The following is a 19,905-nucleotide window of genomic DNA, read 5'->3' on the forward strand; positions in this document are numbered from 1 at the left end:
GGTTCGCAAGTCTCCCGCCCGCCCGCCGAAGGCGCGTCCGTTAGTCGCCAAGCAGCGGCCCTATGCGGTGGTCCTCTCCACCTCGGACAGCTTTCGATCAGACGGACCGCGCGGAGCGTCGTCGCGAAGCCGAAACGGTAATCACATCAGCATCCGGGCTCCGCGCCCGGCGCTCCGCCCGCCCTTTCCAACTCCGCGTGACAACGACGGAGCGTCCGATCGTGCCTTCACCCCATCCACGCCGCCCGCTCGACCCGCACCGGCCGACCGTCCACCGTCAGCGGCCCGTCGATGCGGTCCAGCCTCAACAGGGCCATGGCCCGGCCGTCGCGCCCGGTCAGCACCTGCCCGGCGCGCAGATCGGCCTCGGTCAGCACCTCGGCGCCTTCGGCGGGCGGCGCGCCGTCGAAGGCGATCGGCAGCATGCGGGTCTTGATCGCCCCGCGTCGCTTCATGCGCGAGGTCGTCTCCTGACCGACGAAACAGCCCTTCTGGAAGTCGATGCCGTTCAGCAGGTCGAAGTTCGCCTCGAGCGGATAGGTGCGGTCCATGCCGCCGTCGCGGTCCGGGTCCGGCACGCCCAGCGCCAGGCGATGCGCCTGCCAGTCGTCGGCCGTGGCGTTCGCCTGCGCCTCTCCCAGCCGCCGCCCCCCCACTGCCGCCAGCCGGGGATCGGGCACGAAGCCCTCGGCCGCGCCGTCCCAGCAGACGAAGACCGGCGTGTCTTCCGCCGCGATCGTCACCTGGGCCCGCAGGCGGTGCAGGGTCAGCTTCGCCACCAGCGCGTCTCGCCGGTCGGCGGCGACGTCCAGCCTCACGCCGTCGTCAGCGCCCCACAGGAACAGGTCCCACATCAGTCGCCCGGGCGGCGACAGGAAGGCCCCGAACCGCACCTGTCCGGCCTGCAGAGTCAGCACGTCCTGCGTCAGCAGCCCATGCAGGAACGACCGGGCGTCCGGCCCCGTCACGGCGACGACGGCGCGATCCTCAAGTCGGGCGATCTTCGGGCTCATGCGTCCCCAGATAGTCGCTCGCCCGTCCCCGTGAAACCGCGAGAATCCGTATACGGTCGACCGATGGCGGGCTTTCCCATCCTCTATGTCGCCGAGGCCGATCCCACCGAGGCCGTGCTCTCCTCGGGCGCCCTGGCCCATGTGGTCGAGGCCATGCCGGGCGCCCGCGTCACCGTGGTCGGCTCGCCGCAGTCCGCGCCGCTCTTCGCCGACCTGCCCGGCCTCGACCGCCTGATCGTGCTGGAGCGGGAAGGGCGCCTCGACTGGCTCAAGCTCTGGGGCCAGGTCCGCGATCGCCGGTGGGGGCTGGTCGTCGACATGCGCGGCACGGAGCTGTCTGCCCGGCTGAAGCGACAGAAGCGCGCCGTCCGCGTGAAGCCCGAACCCGGCGAGCACGCCGCCACGACCGCCGCCCGCACCCTGCAGCTGGACGAGACGCCGCGTCCCCGCCTCTTCCTCTCCGCCGAAACCCGCGCCGCCGCCGACGCCCTGCTGGCCAGGGGGGAGGGGCCGATCCTGGCCGTCGCGCCCACCGCCGACTGGATCGGCAAGGTCTGGCCGGCCGACCGCTACGTGAAGGTCGCGACCCGCCTGCTGGCCGCCGACGGGCCGCTGGCCGGCGGCCGCCTGCTGATCGTCGGCGACGATCTGGACGGCGAGACGCGCACCGCCCTGCGCATGGCCGCGCCGCTGAAACGCACCATCGAGACCCGCCATCTGACCCGGCTCCAGACCTGCGCCGCCCTGTCCCGCGCCGCGCTGGTGCTGGGCGGAGACAGCCTCTGGACCCAGCTGGCCGTGGCCGCCGGCGCGCCTGTGGTCGCGGCGTTCGGTCCCTCGGACGACGCGGTCCGCGGCCCCTTCGGCGAAGTCGTCTGCCGCGGCCCGCGCACGATGGACGAATACCGCGCGATCGACCCCCGTCTGGACCAGGCCATCGAGCATCTGCTGGACCTGCCCGCCGACAGGGTGTTCAAGGCCGCCGTGAAGCGGCTGGAGCGCGCCTGATGACCCAGACCTACGACCTGATCGTCCGCGGCGGCGAGGTGGCGAACCATGCCGGGCGCGGCATGGCCGACGTCGGGGTGCGCGACGGCAGGATCGTCTTCATCGGCGACCTGTCCCGGGCCTCGGCCGGCGAGACGGTGGACGCCTCCGGCCTGACCGTCCTGCCCGGCGTCATCGACACCCAGGTCCACTTCCGTGAGCCGGGTCTGGAGTGGAAGGAAGACCTCGAGACCGGCAGCCGCGCCGCAGCGCTCGGCGGCGTGGTCGCGGTGTTCGAAATGCCGAACACCAATCCCAACACCACCGACCCGGACACGCTCGCCGACAAGCTGGCCCGCGCCCGGGACCGGATGTGGACCGACCACGCCTTCTACGTCGGCGGCACCCACGCCAACGCCGACCACCTGAACGAGCTGGAGCGCCTGCCCGGCTGCTGCGGGGTCAAGGTCTTCATGGGCGCCTCGACCGGCGACCTGCTGATCGCCGACGACGACGGCGTGCGTCAGGTCCTGTCGAACGTGCGCCGCCGCGCCACCTTCCACTCCGAGGACGAGTATCGTCTGGCCGAGCGCCGGGAGCTGGCGCGCACCGGCGACTGGACCAGCCACCCGGAGGTGCGCGACGCCCAGTCCGCGATCCAGTCGACCGAGCGTCTGGTCCGGCTGGCGCGCGAAACCGGCGCCCGCATCCACGTCCTGCACGTCTCCACCGCGCAGGAAATCGAGTTTCTCGCCCGTCACCGCGACGTGGCCACGGTGGAGGTCACGCCCCAGCATCTGACGATCGACGGCGACGAGGCCTATGCGCGGCTGAAGGCCTTCGCCCAGATGAACCCGCCGATCCGCAACCGCCCGCACATCGACGGCCTGTGGCGCGGCGTCCGGCAGGGCGTCGTCGACGTCCTGGGCTCCGACCACGCTCCGCACACGCTGGAGGAGAAGGCGCGTCCCTATCCCGCCTCGCCGTCGGGGATGCCGGGGGTGCAGACCCTTGTGCCGGTCATGCTGACGCACGTCGCCGAAGGCCGCATGACGCTGGAGCGGTTCATCGACCTGACCAGCGCCGGCGCCCAGCGCGTCTTCGGCACGGCCGGCAAGGGCCGCATGGCCGAGGGCTACGACGCCGACCTGACGATCGTCGATCTGAAGGCGCGCCGCACCATCACCCACGACCAGCAGGCCAGCCGCTGCGGCTGGACCCCCTTCGACGGCTTCGAGGCCAGGGGCTGGCCCATGGCCACCATCGTCCGCGGCCGTCAGGTCATGCGCGACGGCCAGCTTCTGGGCACGGCCCACGGCCGACCCGTCCGCTTCATGGAAACGCTCAGCGCGGGCCGAGGATGAACGCCGCCACGTCCTCGACCACGCCCCCGGCCAGCGGAAGGTCCGGGTTCGAATAGGTCGCCACGTTCGCCGCCCGCTCGGCCGGCGCGACCTTCAGCAGGTGGTTCACGCCCTCCCAGACCCGCAGGGTCGCCGCCGGCTGCGCCGCCTTCAGCGCCTCGGCGTCCGTCACCGTGGTCTGGAAATCGGTCGAGCCCTGACCGATGAATATCGGCCCCCGATAGGCCGCCGCCAGCGCCGCCGGATCCAGACGCAGCCAGCTGATCAGATACGGCTGCAGCGACGGCCGGAACAGCGCCGCCAGCTGCGGCGGCGCGTCGGGCGCCAGCTCGCCGGCCTCCAGCGTCGCCAGCGCCTTGAACGCCTGCGTCCGCAACGGCTCCGGCAGCTGCGGCCCCAGCTGCTCCTCCAGCACGGCCCGCGCCTTCCGCCCCGCGCCGGACAGCAGCACCAGGCCGCAAATCCCTTCGCCGCCGCGGTCCACGGCAGCCAGCGCCACCAGCGCGCCCTCCGAATGCCCGATCAGCCAGACGCAGTCCCGCCCCGTCCGCTCCCGCGCCAGCGCCGCGAACGCCAGCGCGTCGTCGACCATGTCGTCGAACCGCAGGTCCTCCTCGGAGCCGAGCGCGAACATGCTCATGCCCACGCCGCGCTTGTCGTAGCGCAGCGTGGCGACGCCCCGCTGCGCCAGTCCCTCGGCCAGCAGGCGGTAGGTCCCGGCGCTGACGCCGATCGGGCTGTTGCCGTCGCGATCGGTCGGGCCGCTGCCCGCGATGATCACGGCCGCCGCCCGCGTTTCGCCGGGGGTCAGCAGCGTCCCGTGCAGCGGCGCGACCTCGCTTGCGACCTGCACCGGCACGCCGACCGGATCCTGAAGCGCCAGGGCGACGGCGAGGGCGAGGCTCAGCATGGGTCACTCATCAGTCAGTCACGAGGTGGTTCCGACTTGTGCCACGCACGACGCCCCCTGACCACGCGCATGCCCATCCCGCCCATGATCAGGAGCGCGAGGACAACGATCGCGAGCGGCACCGGCGCGGAGAGGTTGAGCACGCCGTTCAGACTGGCCGTCGCCCACAGGAAAGCGGCCATGGACGCTATCGTAACCCACCCCGTCTGGGCCAGGCGGACGCGGCGCCTGTCCACCGGGTCGGACGCCGTCCGCGCAGCCAGACCCAGGCCCGCCCCGAGCAGCAGAACGACGACGGCGGCGCAGCCCAGAAGCAGCGCGGCGGCTTCCCTCGACGCGAAGACCTCAGCCATGCCGTGCCAGCCCCAGGCGACCGGCAGCGAGCGGGTCGGGCCGATCGCGGCGATCAGAACCGCCGCCGAGGCCATGGCGACCACGACCAGCCCCGTCGCGGCGTCCGCGGGATGCGGGCGGAAGCGCGCCATGCGGTCAGATCGAAAAGCTGACGCCGCAGCCGCAGCTGGAGGCCGCGTTGGGGTTGCGCACCACGAACTGCGCGCCGCTCAGGTCGTCGACGAAGTCCACCGCCGACCCGACGAGGAAGGGCAGGGACACGGGATCGACCAACGCCGCCCGACCGTCGGTCTCGATCCGCAGGTCATCGGCCTCGGCGGCCTCGACCAGCTCGAACCGGTACTGGAAGCCCGAGCACCCGCCCCCGTCCACGGCGACCCGCAGCATCAGCCGGCGCCCCTGCTGCGCCGACAGCGCCGCGAGCCGCGCGGCGGCCGCTGAGGTCAGCGTCAGCTCCGGACCTGAGGTGCGGGCGGACTCGATGCGGAACTCGGTGGATTGGACGATGCTCACGCCGGTCTATATGAGGCGTGGGCGGGCGTTCGCAAAGGCCCGCCGTCATTGGCGCAGACCCGTTGAGCACCCCAGACCGCCGCCTGGCCCCCTATGCCGAGAACGTGGCCGCTTCGCGCGGCCGCCTGGTGCCGGAGCCGATCAGCCGCACCCGCACCGCCTTCGCCCGCGACCGCGACCGCATCATTCACTGCACAGCCTTTCGCCGACTGAAGGAGAAGACGCAGGTCTTCGTGGCGCACGAAGGCGATCATTATCGCACCCGCCTGACCCATAGTCTGGAGGTGGCCCAGATCGCGCGGTCGCTGGCGCATGCCTTGAAGCTAGACGTCGACCTGGCCGAGACCGTCGCCCTGGCCCACGACCTCGGTCATCCGCCCTTCGGTCACGCTGGAGAAGACGAGCTGCAGGTGCGGATGGCGCCGTTCGGCGGCTTCGACCACAACGTCCAGACCTTCCGCGTCGTGACCAAGCTGGAAGAGCGCTATCCCGCCTTCAAGGGCCTGAACCTGTCGTGGGAGACGGTTGAGGGCGTCATCAAGCACAACGGTCCCATCGCCCATAGGCTGGACGAGCCGGCGTGGGCGCCCATCCGCGAGTACCACCGGCAGTGGGACGTGGAACCCGCCGGCTTCGCCTCGCTGGAGGCGCAGGCCGCCGCGATCGCCGACGACATCGCCTACAACAATCATGACGTGGACGACGGAGTGCAGGCCGGCCTGCTCAGTCTCGCCGAGCTGGAAACGGTGCCGCTCATTGGACCGCAGCTCCTCGCCACACGCCGTGACTGGCCCGACTGCGACGATCGCATGGTCCGCCTCGAGGCGGTTCGCCGCATGATCGGCGTCATGGTCGAGGACGTGCTGGCGGAAACCGAGGCCCGGCTGGCGTCCGACGGCATCGTGACGGTCGACGACGTGCGTGCGGCGCGCCGTACCTTGGTGTCCTTCTCGCCGGCCATGCTGGCCGACCTCGCCGTGCTGCGGAAACACCTCTTCGAGCGGATGTACCGGCACTACCGCGTCAACCGCACCCGCAGCCAGGCGCGACGCATCCTTGCGGAAATGTTCCAGCTGTTCATGGCCGAGCCGGAGGTCATGCCGCCCGAGTGGTCGGACAAGGCGCTGGGCGGCGACGAGTCGAGGAAGGCGCGCGCCGTCTGCGACTACATCGCCGGCATGACCGACCGTTATGCGATCGAGGAGCACAAGCGCCTGTTCAGCCTCGATCTGGCCCTCGATCTGTGATGCGAAGGACGACCGCGCGGCGCTAGAATGAGCGTCCGCGCATTCGATTCGCCCGGACCGCCAGCGAGGCCGCCATGTCGCATGAAGATCCGCACCGCCAGGACCGGGGGGCCTACACGCCGCCGACCGACGACGACCTGGCCTTTCGCCGCGGCGGCTATGACCCGCGCCCGCGCGGTGGAGGCGGCGGCGGCGGCAAGGCTCCGCCGGTGACCCTTCTGGTCAGCGCCGGCGTCCTGCTGGTGCTGATCATCGCGGTGATCCTCTATTACCGCGCCGGCCCGCGCGGCTCGCAGGACGCGCCGCCCACGGTCGGCACGCCTGTGGGTGAGCTGAAGGTCGAGGCTCCGGCCGACGCCCAGCCGATCGATCCGGCCGCCGGCATCGACGTCTACGATGAGGCGGTGGCTCCGGACACGGCGCCGACCTTCGCGCCGCCGCCCGAGCCGGTGCGCCCACGGCCCGAGCCGAAGACCGAAACCCCGCCTCCCGCCAAGGAGGCGCCTCCGGCGAAGGAAACGCCCGCGCCGCCGCCCGCCGGCGGCACGGCCGCCGTCCAGATCGGGGCCTTTTCCACGCCCGGGCAGGCGGACCAGCAGTGGGCCGCCACCGTGGGCCGCTATCCGCAACTGACGGGCGGCGCCGGCAAGCGGGTTCAGGAGGTGACGTCGTCGTCCGGCTCGACGCTGTACCGCACCTCGATCACCGGGCTCACGCCGGACAACGCCCGTGCCCTGTGCGGCGGCATCCGCGCCGCCGGCGGCGACTGCATCGTGCGCTGAGGCCGGATGGCCAGCGCGGCGATCTATGGACTGGCCGGAACGGAGCTGACCGGGGAGGAGGCGCGGTTCTTCGCCGACGTCGACCCATGGGGCTTCATCCTGTTCCGCCGCAACGTCCAGTCGCCGGAACAGGTGCGCCGTCTGACCGACGCCCTTCGCCAGGCCGTCGGCCGCGACGCGCCGGTCCTGATCGATCAGGAGGGCGGGCGCGTCCAGCGCATGGGCCCGCCCCACTGGCCCAAGTATCCGCCGGCCGACGCCTGGCTGAAGGCGACCAACGATCCGTTCGCCGCACGTGAGCTCGTGCGGCTGGGCGCGCGTCTGATGGCGCATGATCTGCGGGCGGTCGGCATCAACGTCGATTGCGTGCCGGTGCTCGACGTGCCGGTGCAGGGGGCGCACGACATCATCGGCGACCGGGCCTATGCGCGCGATCCGGCGACCGTGGCCCAGCTCGGCCGCGCGGCGGCCGAGGGCTTGCTGGCCGGCGGCGTCCTGCCGGTGGTCAAGCACATGCCGGGTCACGGCCGCGCCTTCGCCGACACGCACAAGGAACTGCCGACCGTCCACGCCGATCTGGAGACGCTGGAGGCGTGGGACTGGGCTCCGTTCCGGGTCCTGTCCGACATGCCGATCGGCATGACCGCCCACATCGTCTTCACCGCCATCGACGCCAGGCGTCCGGCCACCCAGTCGAAAAAGGCGATCCGCCTGATCCGCGAGCGACTGGGCTTCGGCGGCCTGCTGCTGTCCGACGACCTCGTCATGAACGCGCTCTCCGGCTCGCTGACGGAGCGGGCGGAAAAGTCGCTGAAGGCCGGGTGCGACGTCGTCATCCACTGGAACGGCGACATGGCCGAGATGCGTCAGGTGGCGGAGGGGACCGGCAAACTGAGGGGAGGGGCGGCGCGCCGCGCCGCGGCCGCCCTTGCCCGCATCTCGCGCGACGTCGAGCCGCTGGACGAGCGCGAGGCCCGGGCCCGGCTGAACGCGGCCATGGCGGGACGGCTCGACGCCGCCAGGGGCCCTGACGTGGCGGAGGCCTGATGACCGAGGCCTTTCAGCCGAATCTGGACTTCTCGGCGGTCGAGCAGGCCGACGCGGCCGACGCCTTCGTCGTGGATCTCGAGGGCTACGAAGGGCCGCTGCACGTCCTGCTGGCGCTGGCCCGCGCGCAGAAGGTCGACCTGCTGAAGCTCTCCATCACGACGCTGGCCGAACAGTACCTGGCGTTCGTGCAGGAGGCCCGGCGGCGCAACTTCGCCCTGGCCGCCGACTATCTGGTCATGGCCAGCTGGCTGGCCTTCCTGAAGTCCAGGCTGCTGATCCCGCGCGCGGAGAAGGAAAAGGAGGGCGAGGTTCCGGCCGAGGAACTGGCCGCGGCCCTGGCCTTTCGCCTGCGCAAGCTCGAGGCGATGCGGAAGGCCGGCGAAACCCTGACCCAGCGTCCCGTTCTGGGGCGCGAAATCTTCATGAGGGGCGACCCGGAGGCGACCGTGATCGTCCCGTCGGACCGCATCGACGCCGACCTTTACGGCCTGATGAGCGCCTATGTCTCGCAGCGGCGCCGCGAGGCGCGGCGTCAGTACACGCCGGGTCAGCGCGTCGAGGCGTTTCCGCTGGAGGCCGCGCGCGACTGGCTGCGGGCCCGCTTGCCGACCGTGCAGACCTGGACCCCGCTGACCGCCGTCGCGCCGGACGCCGATCCGGACGACCCCGATGGTCCGACCCGCGCCAGCTATCTGGCCTCGACCCTCTCGGCCGGGCTGGAACTGGTGAAGGAGGGAGCGATGGACGTTCGGCAGGAGGCGGTCTTCGCCGACCTGTACGTGAAGCGGCGCGGCAAGGGGCTTCCGCTGGAGCTGACGCCGTGACCGACCTGAGGTTCCAGCCCGACGAGGCGGAGGTCGAGCGCCGCGTCGAGGCCCTGCTGTTCGCCGCCGCCGCGCCCCTGTCCGCCGCCGATCTGGCGCGTCGACTGCCGGACGGCGCCGACGTCACCGCCGCCCTGATGGCGCTGAAGGACCGTTACGGCGACCGGGGCGTGCGTCTGGAGTGCGTGGCCGACCGCTGGCGTTTCGCAACCGCCCCCGACCTCGCCTTCCTGATGACCGAGGAGCGCGACGAGCCGCGCAAGCTGTCGCGCGCGGCGCTGGAGACCTTGGCCATCATCGCCTACCACCAGCCCTGCACCCGCGCCGAAATCGAAAGCGTGCGCGGCGTCTCGCTTTCGAAGGGGACGCTCGACCTGCTGCTGGAGATGGGCTTCGTCCGTCTGCGCGGTCGTCGCCGCACTCCCGGCCGCCCGGTCACCTACGGCACGGCCGACCGCTTTCTGGAGCATTTCGGCCTGGCCAGCCTGGCCGACCTGCCGGGCCTGCAGGACATGAAGGCGGCGGGCCTCCTCGACTTCGCCATCCCGGCCGGCTTCGAAGTTCCGCAGCCCGGCGCCAATGAGGACGCCGAGGACCTGCTGGACCTCGAGGACGCGGCGCCGGAATTCGCCCAGGACTTCGTCGGGCGCGACGAAGGCTAGACGCCGAGGATCCAGCCCTCTTCGCCCTCGACCTGCGCGATCAGGTCCTCGGCCGCGCCCTTTGGCGGCGCGAAAGCGGTCGACAGCGTGCCCGCCTCGTCCATCTGCGCCAGGGTCTCGGCGGTGACCCGGACCTGGGCCTGATCCTTGAACTCGCCCGGGTTCGGCCTGGCGTCCCACATCGACGGCCACACCTCGACGACCAGCGTCGACAGCGGCTCGACGTCTGCGACGTCCAGCTTGCGCCAGCCGGTTCCGAAGGGCCACACGGCGGCGCTTTCGCCCAGCTTCTCCATCAAGCGTCGCACGGCGGCGATGCCGACCAGGGTCTGACCGCCCACCGCGCCCGCGCCGTGCATCTGCCACACGCTCTTCGGCTGCAGCCTGCCGTTGCGGACGGCCAGCTCGGTGGCGCGGAACTCGGGCATGCCGCCCGTGCCCTCCGGCGGCTTGGTCGCCGTCAGCCAGCGCTGCGTCTGCTTCGCCGGCGCGCCCCAGAAGGGCCAGGCCGCGTCGGTCATCAACCGGTTCATCTTGGCGGCGACCTGATAGCGGTTGTTCGTGTTGTCGGCCTTGTCGACCACGTTGGAAGCGACGAACCTCCACATCGCGGACCACGGCGTGCCCTCCAGACCGAGCCGCTTCGCCGTCCCGGCCGGATAACCCAGGTTGAAGTCGAACCCCAGCAGCACCCGGTCGCCGCGCCTGCGATGGTCGGTCAGCAGGTCGGCGATCAGCTGCTCGCCCTCGGCCCGCGTGGCCACGTTGTGCGTCTCGGAATACAGGCGGAAGCGCACGTCGCGCTTGGCTACGCCGATCCAGACGGAGTTGTCGCCCAGCTTCTTGCCCTCGGCGGCGGTCCAGTCGGCGATGATGTAGGCGTCGAACAGGCGGGCCACGGGACTTCTCGGAAGGGGAGGCGGAAGGGAAGCGCGCTTCTAGCCCCCGCCGTTCCTCGGCTCAACCGCGCAGCAACGCCTCAAGATGCGACAGCCAGCGCCGGCCCAGCCGCAACGCCTCGGCCGGCGACCCCGTCTGCGTCGGCGACGTCACGTTCCAGAGATCCAGCTCGAACTCGGGGTGGCGCGCGTCCGCGAACATCAGGCGCAGCACGACCTGCTCCGCATCTGGCGCGGGAACGTCCAGCGATCGACGTTGCTCTCCGCGTCGGACGCGCGCCAGCACATGCCCGTCCACGATGACCTCGCCGCCCTCGATCTCCTCGAAGGCGTAGACCAGTCCCGATCCGCCGCGGTCCCACAGCACGGCGACCTGTCCGCCTTCGAAGTCCAGTCCGGCCGCGCGTCCCTCCGCGGCGGAGTAGGCGTCGGTCTCGGCCGGCGCCCCCAGCGATTTCAGCATGGCGCGGCGCATCCGCCGCTCCGGCTCCATCCACCACGCCAGGCCCAGCACCGCCGTGGTGCCCGCCGCCGCGACGAGGGCGACCAGCAGGAACAGCCGGATCGCCTCGCCCACGGCTCAGTCCTCCAGCTCGACGACGACCGGCACATGGTCCGACGGCTTGTCCATGTCGCGGGCGTCGCGATGGGTTTCGACGCCGCGAAACCTGTCGGCGGCCTGCGGCGACAACAGGTGGAAGTCTATGCGGATGCCGTGATCGCGTTGCCAGGCGCCTGCCTGATAATCCCAGAAGGTGTAGGTCCCCGGCGGCTGCCGGCCCAGCTCGCCAGCCTCGTACAGGCCCAGTCCCTTCAAGGCCCGGAACGCAGCGCGGCTCTCGGGCTGGAACAGGGCGTCGGTGACCCAGGCCGCAGGATTCTTGGCGTCCTCCGGCGTGGGAATGACGTTGTAGTCGCCCATCAGGGTGAAGGCCTCTTCCTGCTTCAGCAGGTCCGCCGCATGCGCGTGCAGTCGCTGGAACCAGTCCAGCTTGTAGGCGAACTTCGGACTTTCGACCGGATTGCCGTTGGGCAGATAGATGCACCCCACCCGCACCGGCCGGGGCGCCTCGACGACGGCCTCGATGTAGCGGGCCTGCGGCCCGTCCACCTCGACGCCCGATGCGTCCTCTCCCGGCAGGCCGCGACGGACGTCGGACACCGGAAATTTCGAAAGCAGGGCGACGCCGTTGTAGGTCTTCTGCCCGTTGGTCTCGACGTTGTAGCCGAGCGATTCAAACGCCTCGCGCGGAAACTTCTCGTCGATGCACTTGATCTCCTGAAAGCCGACGACGTCCGGCTGCGCGGCTTCCAGCCATGCCAGCACGGTCTGCAGGCGGGCGTTGACCGAGTTCACGTTCCAGGTGGCGATGCGCATGAGAGCCGACGCTAACGCGCGTCGCCCTCTGCCGGAAGTGGTCGATCAGGGCTTGATCACGCTTCTGGAGCGGAAAGACTGCAGGGCTTCCGGAAAATGCGCGGGGCCTCCGAGCACGGGAAGGTGCGTTGGGTCGCCCCGTCCTTGAACTGGACCAAAAACCCGTCGCCCGTGCTGCAGCGCACCTCGTAAAAGGCGCCCCGCTGAGCGTTGTCGCCCATCCAGGCCACGGCGTCGGGAACACATCCCGACACGTCCGTTCCCACGACCAGACCCGGCCACTGGGCGCGGGCATCCGCTTCTCCGGAAAAGCGGCAGGTCGCGTCCGATCTCAGACGAAACTCCCAGCATGACGTCGTCTTCCACGCGCTTCCACGTCGCTCCAGCCGCCAGCCGTCGCGATCGGAGCACCCAATCTCGTAGACGTTCTCCGCCGTCGCCAGCGCCTCGTCGACGTCGCACTGGACGCCCGCTTCCCGGCCGTACCCGGCGATCACGTCCACCGGATCCGGATTTGCGGCCAGATTGCACAACTGGGACTCGTCGAACGGCTGCCCCTCGCGGCGGCCCAGTTCCGCGGCGCTCCACTGCAACACGCAGTCCTGCGCACGGGCGCCCGACCTCAAATCCTCGATCAGATAGCCCGGGCCTCCGTCGCAGGCGACCTCGTACAATCTGGTTCCATCTTCCCGGGTCACGCGCAGCGCGGCGTCGACGAGAGCGCAATCCAGCCCGGCCGCCGCAACGAGACGCTCGGCGGCTTCCCTGACCTGCGGAGGCGCCGCGGCGGTCGCTTCGTCGCTGCGTCGACGGTCGCGCCGCCGCGAGGCCCACGTGTCCCTGGTCACGGACACCCTGTTGGGGTCGACGTTTGATCCGATCGGGATGCCCCCGCCGTATTCCGGGTTGGAGGGCGGGCCGGCGGCCGAGGGCTGAAGCGGCCCGAGGCTCTGCGCCTCGGCGGGGACGGCGCCCGCGACGCAGAGTGAGGCGATGATCAGACCCAGCTTCCACATAGCCGCACCCTCCGCGTGAGACGGCATTGGGTATGGCCGTTACGCGAGAGTCAAGCGGTCGAGGACCGCAGCACTCGGCAGAGAAGTCAGGCGCGACCGCCGGTCGCGGCGGCCGGCGTCAGCGTGCACTCCTTGCGGAAGATCTGGGGAGCGTCGAGGCATGAATAGGTCTGCTGCGCGGCATCATCCTTGAAGCGGACGATGATGCCCTCACCTGACTGGCACTTGATTTCGTAGAAGGAACCACGATCCGCATTGTCTCCCATCCACGCGACGTCGACGGGAACGCAGGCGGCGGCATCCGAACCCGCCACCAGTCTGGGCCAGACGGCCCGGCTCTCGTCCTCCGAGGAGAAGTTGCAGACTGCGTCGCTGCGAAGCTGGAGGTCCCAGCACGGAGACGACTTCCACGAGGCGCCGACCTTCTCCAGCCGCCAGCCGTCCCGCCCGGCGCAACCCACTTCATATACGTCGACGGCAAGCGCCCGGGCCTGATCCACCTGACAATCCAGTCCCGCTTCACGGCCGTAGGTGGCGATCACCTGCATCGGGTTCTGATTGCCGGGCAGGCTGCACTGCAGTCCGACGTCGGCGGCGGGATCCGCGTCGCGCGCCATCTCGCCGTAGCTCCACTGCAGCACGCAGTCGTTGGCCTTCGGACCTGCCGCCATGTCTTCGAGGAGGTAGCCGGGTCCCGACGCGCAAGCGACCTCATAAAGCTTGGTGCCGTCCTCACGGGCGCCCCGCAACGCAGCCTCCGTCACCTGGCATGCCGGAGCGGCGGCTGCGGCAAGAGGACGCGCCGCGGCCATGACCTCTTCAGCCGTAGGGGCTTGAGGCTGGCGCGCCCGGCGATCGTCGCGAACACGCGAAGCCGACGTCTCACGACGCATGTCCACCGGCTGTTCGTCGCCGGGCTGGACGTTGCGCCCGCCGTAATCCGGATTGGAAGACTGGGCCGAAGCCGCGCCGGCCGCGAAAAACCCGACGGCGAGCGCCAAAGCGAGGGATTTGAGCATCGGAAACGCCTTCCTGAACAAGATCGGGAAGTCATGGAGGCCCATCTGGGCAGGGTCAAGGCAGCCTTCCGACTATGGACGAGAAGCTCTGCATTCGCTTAAGTTCGCAAGTTGTTTTTGGAGACGGACCTTGGGCGACGGCGGCCAGGCACGACCGGGTACGGGCGGACTGTCATATCCCTTTTCGGGTTGGCCTGAGCCCGGCGCGGCGGTGGAAGCGGCTCCCGGCGTGCTGTGGATGCGCCTGCCCCTCCCCATGGCGCTGGACCACGTCAACGTGTGGGCGATCGCCGACGGGGAGGGATGGGTCGTCGTCGACGCCGGCCTCCGCACGCCGGCCTCGATCGACGCGTGGGAGACGGCCCTGGCCGGTTCGCTCGGGGGGCGGCCCGTCACCCGCGTCATCTGCACCCACATGCACCCGGATCACATCGGGCTCGCGGGCTGGCTGTGCCGCAGGTTCGACGCGCCGCTGCTGATGTCGCGGCTCGAGTATGTGACCGGACGCATGCTGATCGCCGACGTCGGACCGGCGCCGGACCAAGGCGCCGCCTTCTATCGGCGGGCGGGCTGGAGCGACGACCAGATCGAGACGTGGCGCAAGGGCTATGGTCGGTTCGGCTCCGCGGTGGAGCCGCTGCCCCCGACCTACGTCCGGCTGTCCGAGGGCGACGTGGTGGAGATCGGCGGCGACGTCTGGCGGGTCGTGGTCGGCGACGGCCACAGCCCCGAGCACGTCTGTCTCTGGCGGGAGCGGGACGGCGTGTTCATCGCCGGCGACCAGATATTGCCGCGCATCTCTTCCAACGTGTCCGTCTGGCCGACCGAACCGGCGGCAGATCCCCTGGGGGATTGGCTGAGGTCGATCGCGAAGCTGAGGGCGCTTCTGCCGGCCGATCTGCTGATCCTCCCTTCGCACGGCGAGCCGTTCCGGGGCGTGCACGCGCGTCTCGACGCGCTTGCGCGGGGCCATGCCACGTCCCTGACGCGACTCGAGCGCCGGTTGCGGGACCCGGCGCGCGCGGTCGACGTCTTCGCAACCCTGTTCGGACGTCCCGTCGGCGAGGGCCTGCTGGGCATGGCGACCGGCGAGGCGATCGCTCATCTCAACCATCTCGAGCGGCAGGGCCGCGTCCGGCGCATGCCGGGCGACGACGGCGCCGACCGCTGGACCGCCATTGGAGACATCTCGTGACCGACCACGTCCGCACCGACCTGACCGACGGCGTCCTGACCGTGACCCTCGCCCGTCCGGAGAAGAAGAACGCCATCACCCAGGCCATGTATGCCGCGCTGGCCGAGGCCACGCGGCGCGCCCGCGACGACGCGGCGGTGCGCGTCATCCTGTTCCGCGGCGAGGGCGACAGCTTCTCGGCCGGCAACGACATCGCGGACTTCATCGCCATCGGCGGCGCGGGCGAAGGTCAGCTGACCGACGCTCCGGTCTTCCACTTCCTCAAGGCGCTGGCCGACCTCGACAAGCCCGCCGTGGCCGCCGTGCGGGGCCGGGCCGTCGGCATTGGCCTGACGCTGCTCCTGCACTGCGACATGGTCGTCGTGGCGGAAGATGCGCTGCTGTCGGCCCCCTTCGTCAATCTGGCGCTGGCGCCCGAGGCCGCCTCGTCGATGCTGTTGCCGCATGTTCTCGGTCATCAGCGGGCGTTCGAGATCTTCGCGCTCGGCGAGCCGATCGACGGACGGACGGCGCTGGCGTGGGGACTGGCGAACCGGGCGGCGCCGGCCGACCAGGTCGACGCTCTCGCGGCCGACGTCGCCGCCAGGCTGGCGTCGCGTGCGCCGAACTCGATCCGGAAGACCAAGGTCCTGATGCGCGATGCGGAGCGCTTGTGGACGCTGATGCAGGCCGAGGGCGAGGCCTTCGGTTCGCAGATGCGCAGCCCCGAGGCCATGGAGGCCTTCATGGCCTTCAGCCAGAAGCGTGCGCCCAACTTCGGCTGACCGATTGCGGCGCGCGCGCCGCGGGCGTAAAGGCGCGCGCCCATGTCCGCCATGCCCGCGCCCCTGAACCCGATCTCAGTGGAACCCGAGACCGCCGCCGACGGCGCGGAGGTGCTTGCCTTGGTCGACGCCGCCTTCGGTCCGGGGCGCCTCGCGAAGACTGCTGAACGCCTTCGGGAAGCGTCTTCCGCAGCCTGCGGTTTCGTCGTCCGTGAGGGCGGTCGGGTGATCGCCTCGGTTCGGCTTTGGCGCATCGACGTCGGCGCGACGCCCGCGCTGTTTCTCGGTCCGATCGCCGTGGAAGCTCAGGCGCGAAAGGCCGGTCTTGGGACGGCCCTCATCGAAGCCGCCCTGCAGTGCGCGGTCGGCGAAGGCGCCGGCGGGGTGCTGCTCGTCGGAGACCTGCCCTACTTCCAGCGCTTTGGCTTCGACGCGATTTCCGGCGTCGCCTTGCCGGGGCCCGTCGACCCGCGACGCGTGCTCTGGCGACCGCTCGGGGTCGCCGCGCCGGTCGGCGCCGTCATGGGCGTGCGTGACTGACGGTTTGCACCGGGCGCGACAGCGCCTAGCTTTCGCGAATGACGGACCGCGCTCCCCCTGACGCCCTGAGCCGGATCGCCGCGGCGACGCCGCGCGGCCTGCCCCCCGTCCACCTGTGGAATCCCCCGCATTGCGGCCGGATCGACATCGTCATCCGCGCGGACGGCGCCTGGCTGCACGAGGGCTCACCCATCCGCCGGCCTGAGCTGGTGCGCCTGTTTTCCACCGTCCTGCGCAAGGACGCCGACGGCTACTGTCTGGTGACGCCGGTCGAGAAGTTGACGATCGAGGTGGAGGATCTGCCGTTTCGCGCCGTGACGGTCGATCGCCGCGACGCGCTCCGCTTCACCACCGACATGGGCGACGTCGTCGACGTGGACGCCGACCACCCGCTGGTGGTGGATCACGGGCCTGACGGGCAGCCGGCGCCGCGCGTGCGCGTGCGGGGCGATCTCTGGGCGCGGGTCGTCCGGGCCGTCTTCTACGAACTGGTCGACGCCGCGGAGGTCGAACACGGCCGGCTGGTCCTGAACGTCGGCGAGGCGCGCCATGACCTCGGCGCGGTGGGGGACCCGGCGTGACTCCGGACGGCCTCGCCGCGGCCTTGCTGCCGCTGTCCAGCTGGCGCGCGGCCGACGAGCCGCGGGCTTCCGACTTCGATCTCAATCCCGGACTGATCCCGCCGTCGGAACCGCCCTCGGAAGCCGCGGTTCTGGTCGCCTTCACGCCGCGCGAACAGGGACCGACCCTGACGTTGACGCGCCGTGCCGACACCCTGGCGCGTCATACGGGGCAGATCGCCTTTCCTGGCGGCCGTCTGGACCCGGGTGAAGGTCCCGGCGAGGCTGCCATCCGTGAGGCGATGGAAGAGATCGGCCTGCCGCCCGGCGCCGTCCGGCTGCTTGGAACCGGCGACCGCTACCGGACGGGCACCGGCTATCTGGTGACGCCGGTGGTCGCCTGGGTCGACACCCTGCCGCGATTGACCGCCTCACCCGCCGAGGTCGCGGAGATATTCCACGTGCCGTGGGATTTCCTCTCCGATCCGAACAACCGACGACAGGACCATTACGATCTGGAGGGCGTGCGCCGGCAGTTCTGGTCGATCGACTGGCGGGAGCGGCGCATTTGGGGCGCGACTGCGGGCATGATCGTCGGGCTGGCGGAACGGTTGGGAAGAGCTGCGGCGGGGCGGGCGGCATGACGCGCGTCGACGCGCCATGGCTGCGTGATCCGGCCGCCTTGGCCGTCGTCGACGCCCTGACGGCGCAGGGCGGGGCGGACGGCGTGCGCTTCGTGGGCGGCTGCGTGCGCGACGCCCTGATGGGGCGGGACGGCGGCGACGTCGATCTGGCCACGACGCTGGAGCCGCCCCAGGTGATCGCGGCGCTCGGGACGGCCGGTCTGAAGGCCGTGCCGACGGGCGTGGAGCACGGCACGGTAACGGCCGTCAGCGCCGGTCGGCCATTCGAGATCACCACCTTGCGGCGCGACGTGGCGACCGACGGCCGGCGGGCCGTGGTCGCCTTCACGACGGACTGGGACGAAGACGCGCGCCGCCGCGATTTCCGGCTGAACGCCCTTTACGCCGATCGGAACGGAGCGGTCTTCGATCCTACCAAGGAGGGTGTCGCCGACGCTCTGGCGGGGCGCATCGTCTTCGTCGGCGACGCGCGTCGACGGATCGCGGAGGATCATCTTCGCATTCTCCGCTTCTTCCGTTTCTTCGCGTGGTTTGGTCGCGGCGTTCCGGATCCCGAGGGACTCGCCGCCTGTGCCGACATGGCCGAGGGGGTCGAACGACTGTCGGCGGAGCGGATCTCCGCGGAATTGGTCAAGCTGCTGGCCGCACCGGACCCTGTGCCGGCCGTGCGGGCCATGGCCGAGGCCGGGATCCTGAGCCGGGTTCTGGGCACGGAGGCCGACGTCGCGCGTCTGGCTCGCGTGCAGCCCCTGAGCGCAGATCCGCTGGTTCGCCTGTCCGCCCTCTGGCCGGACGACCGGGCGTTGGTGGCCGAAGCCGCCCGCCGGCTCCGCCTTCCGCGCGCCGCATGGAAGCGGCTGGAGGACGCGGCCGAAACCCTTCCCGCCGACGCCGCCGATCCGTCCGCCGCCCGCCGGCTCGTCTACCGGGTCGGGGCCCAGGCCGGGTGTGATCGCGCCCTGAAGTCGGCCGACCTGACGGCACGCGACAGCGTGCTGGACGTCGCCCGCAGCTGGACGCCGCCGCGCATGCCCGTGAGTGGCAGGGACGTGGCGCGCCTGGGCGTGGCTCCGGGGCCCGACACCGGCGCCGTGCTGCGCGCCTTCGAGAGCTCCTGGATGGCCGACGACTTCCCGCCCGGAGACGTCGACGCACGTCTGGCCGCCGCCGTCAGCGCCGTGCGCGGGTCAGCACCGTGATCACCGGCCGGTGGTCGGAGCCGTTCGGGGCGCCCACCTTCCGCGACGCCACCGCCACGTCGGGGCTGAGCCAGACGTTGTCGATGCCGATCCCGAGCCATGACGGCAGCGTCGACGGCCACGTGCCGGGAAACGCCGGCGCGGGGGCCATGCCGCTGCGGGCGGCGAACGATCGGCCGATGCGGGCGTCCGTCACGCTGTTGAAGTCGCCGGCGACGACCCGCGCCGCGCCGGGATGCGCCGCGACCGCCTCGCCGAGCGCCTCGATCTGCCGGATCTGCTCCCACTGAATCTGGTACGGCCACGGCCGCGTCAGATGCACGGCGGTCACGCGCAGCGGTCCCAGCGGCGAACGTACCGTCGTGGTCTGGGCGTGGACGCCGGCTTCCTCACGCAGCGGCGTGAGCGGCCAGCGGGACGCCACCACGGTGCGGGCGCCCCTTCCGCGCCAGTCGATGCGCGGCGAGGCCACGCGGTGGGGCAGGTCCGGCGTCAGCTCCGCGATCGCGCCGTAGGGCACGTCGCTGGTCTCGATCAGGATAACGACGTCGGGTTTTGCCTGCGCGATGCTGTCGCGGATGGCCGCGACGTCGTCGTTCCCTACCCAGAGGTTGGCGGAATAGAGCCGCACCGTCGGTGCGCCGGCCTGCGGCTCCGTCCGGGGCGGGAAAGCCTGGGGCGCCGCGGCGAGGGCGCAGGCCGCCGTCACGACCGCGCCTGCAATCAAGCTGCGGCGCCGGCGAAGCAGGCACAGCAGAAGCGTCACGGCCAGCGCCGCCACGGCCGCGGGGGCGGAAAACTGCGCCGCGAGGTCGAACCATCGGTGGCCGACGCCGGCCAGATCGGCGGCCGCGATCGCCGCCGGCGGGGACAGGGCCGCGGTCGTGGCCAGTCCGGCCACCACGGTCTGCGCGCGAACGGGAAAACGTGACATGGTGAACGGCGCTTGAGCTTGGGCGTTACGGCCGGCGGGCAGGGAGACCGG

General features: G+C 71.2%; 23 protein-coding genes. 13 read left to right on the forward strand and 10 right to left on the reverse strand.

The window, feature by feature from the left end; translation table 11 throughout:
• Window positions 1-227: 227 nt before the first annotated feature.
• A complete protein-coding gene (locus VGR32_RS08340; RefSeq protein ID WP_327449760.1) occupies window positions 228-1,013 on the reverse strand; it encodes a folate-binding protein in 786 nt (261 codons plus the stop codon).
• A 63-nt stretch (window positions 1,014-1,076) separates the two neighbouring features.
• Between VGR32_RS08340 and VGR32_RS08345 the strand changes: the two genes are divergently transcribed.
• Together VGR32_RS08345 and VGR32_RS08350 are read left to right on the forward strand one after the other, a co-directional pair.
• Window positions 1,077-2,021 carry a glycosyltransferase family 9 protein gene (locus VGR32_RS08345; RefSeq protein WP_327449761.1) on the forward strand — a complete coding sequence of 315 codons (945 nt, stop codon included), beginning with the start codon at window positions 1,077-1,079 and terminating at the stop codon, window positions 2,019-2,021.
• Entirely contained in the window at window positions 2,021-3,364 is a 1,344-nt protein-coding gene (locus VGR32_RS08350) for a dihydroorotase (RefSeq protein ID WP_327449762.1), read from the forward strand. Before VGR32_RS08345 ends, VGR32_RS08350 begins: the two co-directional genes overlap by 1 nt.
• Here VGR32_RS08350 and VGR32_RS08355 read toward each other — a convergent pair.
• Genes VGR32_RS08355 through erpA form a run of 3 tightly spaced genes read right to left on the reverse strand, consistent with a single transcriptional unit; the run spans window position 3,345 to window position 5,141 of the window.
• Window positions 3,345-4,274 (reverse strand): alpha/beta hydrolase, encoded by a 930-nt coding sequence (locus tag VGR32_RS08355; RefSeq protein WP_327449763.1) that lies wholly within the window; start codon window positions 4,272-4,274, stop codon window positions 3,345-3,347. The genes VGR32_RS08350 and VGR32_RS08355 overlap by 20 nt on opposite strands.
• Before the next feature lie 14 nt (window positions 4,275-4,288).
• Window positions 4,289-4,759: a hypothetical protein gene (locus VGR32_RS08360; RefSeq protein WP_327449764.1), complete on the reverse strand. Its 471-nt coding sequence runs from the start codon at window positions 4,757-4,759 to the stop codon at window positions 4,289-4,291.
• A gap of 4 nt (window positions 4,760-4,763) precedes the next feature.
• Complete coding sequence (erpA, locus tag VGR32_RS08365) at window positions 4,764-5,141, reverse strand: iron-sulfur cluster insertion protein ErpA (RefSeq protein ID WP_327449765.1); 378 nt, start codon at window positions 5,139-5,141, stop codon at window positions 4,764-4,766.
• Between the two features lie 47 nt (window positions 5,142-5,188).
• Between erpA and VGR32_RS08370 the strand changes: the two genes are divergently transcribed.
• From VGR32_RS08370 to scpB, 5 genes are all read left to right on the forward strand, one after another.
• Entirely contained in the window at window positions 5,189-6,388 is a 1,200-nt protein-coding gene (locus VGR32_RS08370; RefSeq protein WP_414642904.1) for a deoxyguanosinetriphosphate triphosphohydrolase, read from the forward strand.
• Window positions 6,389-6,462: 74 nt separating this feature from the next.
• The gene (locus VGR32_RS08375; protein WP_327449767.1) at window positions 6,463-7,170 is read left to right on the forward strand and encodes an SPOR domain-containing protein; all 708 of its coding nucleotides are present in this window, start codon (window positions 6,463-6,465) and stop codon (window positions 7,168-7,170) included.
• Between the two features lie 6 nt (window positions 7,171-7,176).
• A complete protein-coding gene (gene nagZ / locus VGR32_RS08380) occupies window positions 7,177-8,217 on the forward strand; it encodes a beta-N-acetylhexosaminidase (RefSeq protein ID WP_327449768.1) in 1,041 nt (346 codons plus the stop codon).
• Window positions 8,217-9,044 carry a ScpA family protein gene (locus VGR32_RS08385; protein WP_327449769.1) on the forward strand — a complete coding sequence of 276 codons (828 nt, stop codon included), beginning with the start codon at window positions 8,217-8,219 and terminating at the stop codon, window positions 9,042-9,044. Before nagZ ends, VGR32_RS08385 begins: the two co-directional genes overlap by 1 nt.
• The gene (gene scpB / locus VGR32_RS08390; protein ID WP_327449770.1) at window positions 9,041-9,706 is read left to right on the forward strand and encodes an SMC-Scp complex subunit ScpB; all 666 of its coding nucleotides are present in this window, start codon (window positions 9,041-9,043) and stop codon (window positions 9,704-9,706) included. The genes VGR32_RS08385 and scpB overlap by 4 nt, the downstream gene beginning before the upstream one ends.
• On the opposite strand, the gene VGR32_RS08395 is transcribed toward scpB, so the two are convergent.
• The 5 genes from VGR32_RS08395 to VGR32_RS08415 form a co-directional block, all read right to left on the reverse strand.
• Window positions 9,703-10,605: a cobalamin biosynthesis protein CbiG gene (locus VGR32_RS08395; protein ID WP_327449771.1), complete on the reverse strand. Its 903-nt coding sequence runs from the start codon at window positions 10,603-10,605 to the stop codon at window positions 9,703-9,705. The genes scpB and VGR32_RS08395 overlap by 4 nt on opposite strands.
• Window positions 10,606-10,666: 61 nt before the next feature.
• Entirely contained in the window at window positions 10,667-11,182 is a 516-nt protein-coding gene (locus VGR32_RS08400; RefSeq protein WP_327449772.1) for a hypothetical protein, read from the reverse strand.
• 3 nt (window positions 11,183-11,185) lie between these two features.
• On the reverse strand, window positions 11,186-11,983 hold the full coding sequence (gene xth / locus VGR32_RS08405) for an exodeoxyribonuclease III (protein ID WP_327449773.1): 798 nt from the start codon (window positions 11,981-11,983) through the stop codon (window positions 11,186-11,188).
• Between the two features lie 56 nt (window positions 11,984-12,039).
• Complete coding sequence (locus VGR32_RS08410) at window positions 12,040-12,999, reverse strand: hypothetical protein (protein WP_327449774.1); 960 nt, start codon at window positions 12,997-12,999, stop codon at window positions 12,040-12,042.
• Window positions 13,000-13,085: 86 nt separating this feature from the next.
• The gene (locus VGR32_RS08415) at window positions 13,086-14,018 is read right to left on the reverse strand and encodes a hypothetical protein (RefSeq protein WP_327449775.1); all 933 of its coding nucleotides are present in this window, start codon (window positions 14,016-14,018) and stop codon (window positions 13,086-13,088) included.
• Window positions 14,019-14,256: 238 nt separating this feature from the next.
• On the opposite strand from VGR32_RS08415, the gene VGR32_RS08420 reads away from it, so the two are divergent.
• The 6 genes from VGR32_RS08420 to VGR32_RS08445 are packed head-to-tail and all read left to right on the forward strand — an operon-like array spanning window position 14,257 to window position 18,920.
• The gene (locus VGR32_RS08420; RefSeq protein WP_327449776.1) at window positions 14,257-15,213 is read left to right on the forward strand and encodes an MBL fold metallo-hydrolase; all 957 of its coding nucleotides are present in this window, start codon (window positions 14,257-14,259) and stop codon (window positions 15,211-15,213) included.
• On the forward strand, window positions 15,210-15,977 hold the full coding sequence (locus tag VGR32_RS08425) for an enoyl-CoA hydratase-related protein (RefSeq protein WP_327449777.1): 768 nt from the start codon (window positions 15,210-15,212) through the stop codon (window positions 15,975-15,977). The genes VGR32_RS08420 and VGR32_RS08425 overlap by 4 nt, the downstream gene beginning before the upstream one ends.
• A gap of 42 nt (window positions 15,978-16,019) precedes the next feature.
• A complete protein-coding gene (locus VGR32_RS08430; RefSeq protein ID WP_327449778.1) occupies window positions 16,020-16,517 on the forward strand; it encodes an N-acetyltransferase in 498 nt (165 codons plus the stop codon).
• Window positions 16,518-16,555: 38 nt separating this feature from the next.
• Window positions 16,556-17,098, forward strand: a complete 543-nt coding sequence (locus VGR32_RS08435) for a DUF1285 domain-containing protein (RefSeq protein ID WP_327449779.1) — start codon at window positions 16,556-16,558, stop codon at window positions 17,096-17,098.
• On the forward strand, window positions 17,095-17,721 hold the full coding sequence (locus VGR32_RS08440; protein ID WP_327449780.1) for a CoA pyrophosphatase: 627 nt from the start codon (window positions 17,095-17,097) through the stop codon (window positions 17,719-17,721). Before VGR32_RS08435 ends, VGR32_RS08440 begins: the two co-directional genes overlap by 4 nt.
• Window positions 17,718-18,920, forward strand: coding sequence for a CCA tRNA nucleotidyltransferase (locus tag VGR32_RS08445; RefSeq protein WP_327449781.1), 1,203 nt, complete (start codon window positions 17,718-17,720; stop codon window positions 18,918-18,920). The genes VGR32_RS08440 and VGR32_RS08445 overlap by 4 nt, the downstream gene beginning before the upstream one ends.
• Here the strand turns inward: VGR32_RS08445 and VGR32_RS08450 are convergent.
• Window positions 18,892-19,854 carry an endonuclease/exonuclease/phosphatase family protein gene (locus VGR32_RS08450; RefSeq protein WP_327449782.1) on the reverse strand — a complete coding sequence of 321 codons (963 nt, stop codon included), beginning with the start codon at window positions 19,852-19,854 and terminating at the stop codon, window positions 18,892-18,894. The genes VGR32_RS08445 and VGR32_RS08450 overlap by 29 nt on opposite strands.
• Window positions 19,855-19,905 lie beyond the last annotated feature (51 nt).

This window comes from Brevundimonas sp., assembly GCF_035935935.1.
Classification (GTDB): Bacteria; Pseudomonadota; Alphaproteobacteria; order Caulobacterales; family Caulobacteraceae; genus Brevundimonas.

What these genes read in the sequence shown, in the direction of transcription:
- VGR32_RS08340 (WP_327449760.1), bottom strand. Translation starts at nt 1,013, where the DNA reads ATGAGCCCGAAGATCGCCCGACTTGAGGATCGCGCCGTCGTCGCCGTG.
- VGR32_RS08345 (WP_327449761.1), top strand. Translation starts at nt 1,077, where the DNA reads ATGGCGGGCTTTCCCATCCTCTATGTCGCCGAGGCCGATCCCACCGAG.
- VGR32_RS08350 (WP_327449762.1), top strand. Translation starts at nt 2,021, where the DNA reads ATGACCCAGACCTACGACCTGATCGTCCGCGGCGGCGAGGTGGCGAAC.
- VGR32_RS08355 (WP_327449763.1), bottom strand. Translation starts at nt 4,274, where the DNA reads ATGCTGAGCCTCGCCCTCGCCGTCGCCCTGGCGCTTCAGGATCCGGTC.
- VGR32_RS08360 (WP_327449764.1), bottom strand. Translation starts at nt 4,759, where the DNA reads ATGGCGCGCTTCCGCCCGCATCCCGCGGACGCCGCGACGGGGCTGGTC.
- VGR32_RS08375 (WP_327449767.1), top strand. Translation starts at nt 6,463, where the DNA reads ATGTCGCATGAAGATCCGCACCGCCAGGACCGGGGGGCCTACACGCCG.
- nagZ (WP_327449768.1), top strand. Translation starts at nt 7,177, where the DNA reads ATGGCCAGCGCGGCGATCTATGGACTGGCCGGAACGGAGCTGACCGGG.
- VGR32_RS08385 (WP_327449769.1), top strand. Translation starts at nt 8,217, where the DNA reads ATGACCGAGGCCTTTCAGCCGAATCTGGACTTCTCGGCGGTCGAGCAG.
- xth (WP_327449773.1), bottom strand. Translation starts at nt 11,983, where the DNA reads ATGCGCATCGCCACCTGGAACGTGAACTCGGTCAACGCCCGCCTGCAG.
- VGR32_RS08410 (WP_327449774.1), bottom strand. Translation starts at nt 12,999, where the DNA reads ATGTGGAAGCTGGGTCTGATCATCGCCTCACTCTGCGTCGCGGGCGCC.
- VGR32_RS08415 (WP_327449775.1), bottom strand. Translation starts at nt 14,018, where the DNA reads ATGCTCAAATCCCTCGCTTTGGCGCTCGCCGTCGGGTTTTTCGCGGCC.
- VGR32_RS08420 (WP_327449776.1), top strand. Translation starts at nt 14,257, where the DNA reads ATGCGCCTGCCCCTCCCCATGGCGCTGGACCACGTCAACGTGTGGGCG.
- VGR32_RS08430 (WP_327449778.1), top strand. Translation starts at nt 16,020, where the DNA reads ATGTCCGCCATGCCCGCGCCCCTGAACCCGATCTCAGTGGAACCCGAG.
- VGR32_RS08435 (WP_327449779.1), top strand. Translation starts at nt 16,556, where the DNA reads ATGACGGACCGCGCTCCCCCTGACGCCCTGAGCCGGATCGCCGCGGCG.
- VGR32_RS08445 (WP_327449781.1), top strand. Translation starts at nt 17,718, where the DNA reads ATGACGCGCGTCGACGCGCCATGGCTGCGTGATCCGGCCGCCTTGGCC.
- VGR32_RS08450 (WP_327449782.1), bottom strand. Translation starts at nt 19,854, where the DNA reads ATGTCACGTTTTCCCGTTCGCGCGCAGACCGTGGTGGCCGGACTGGCC.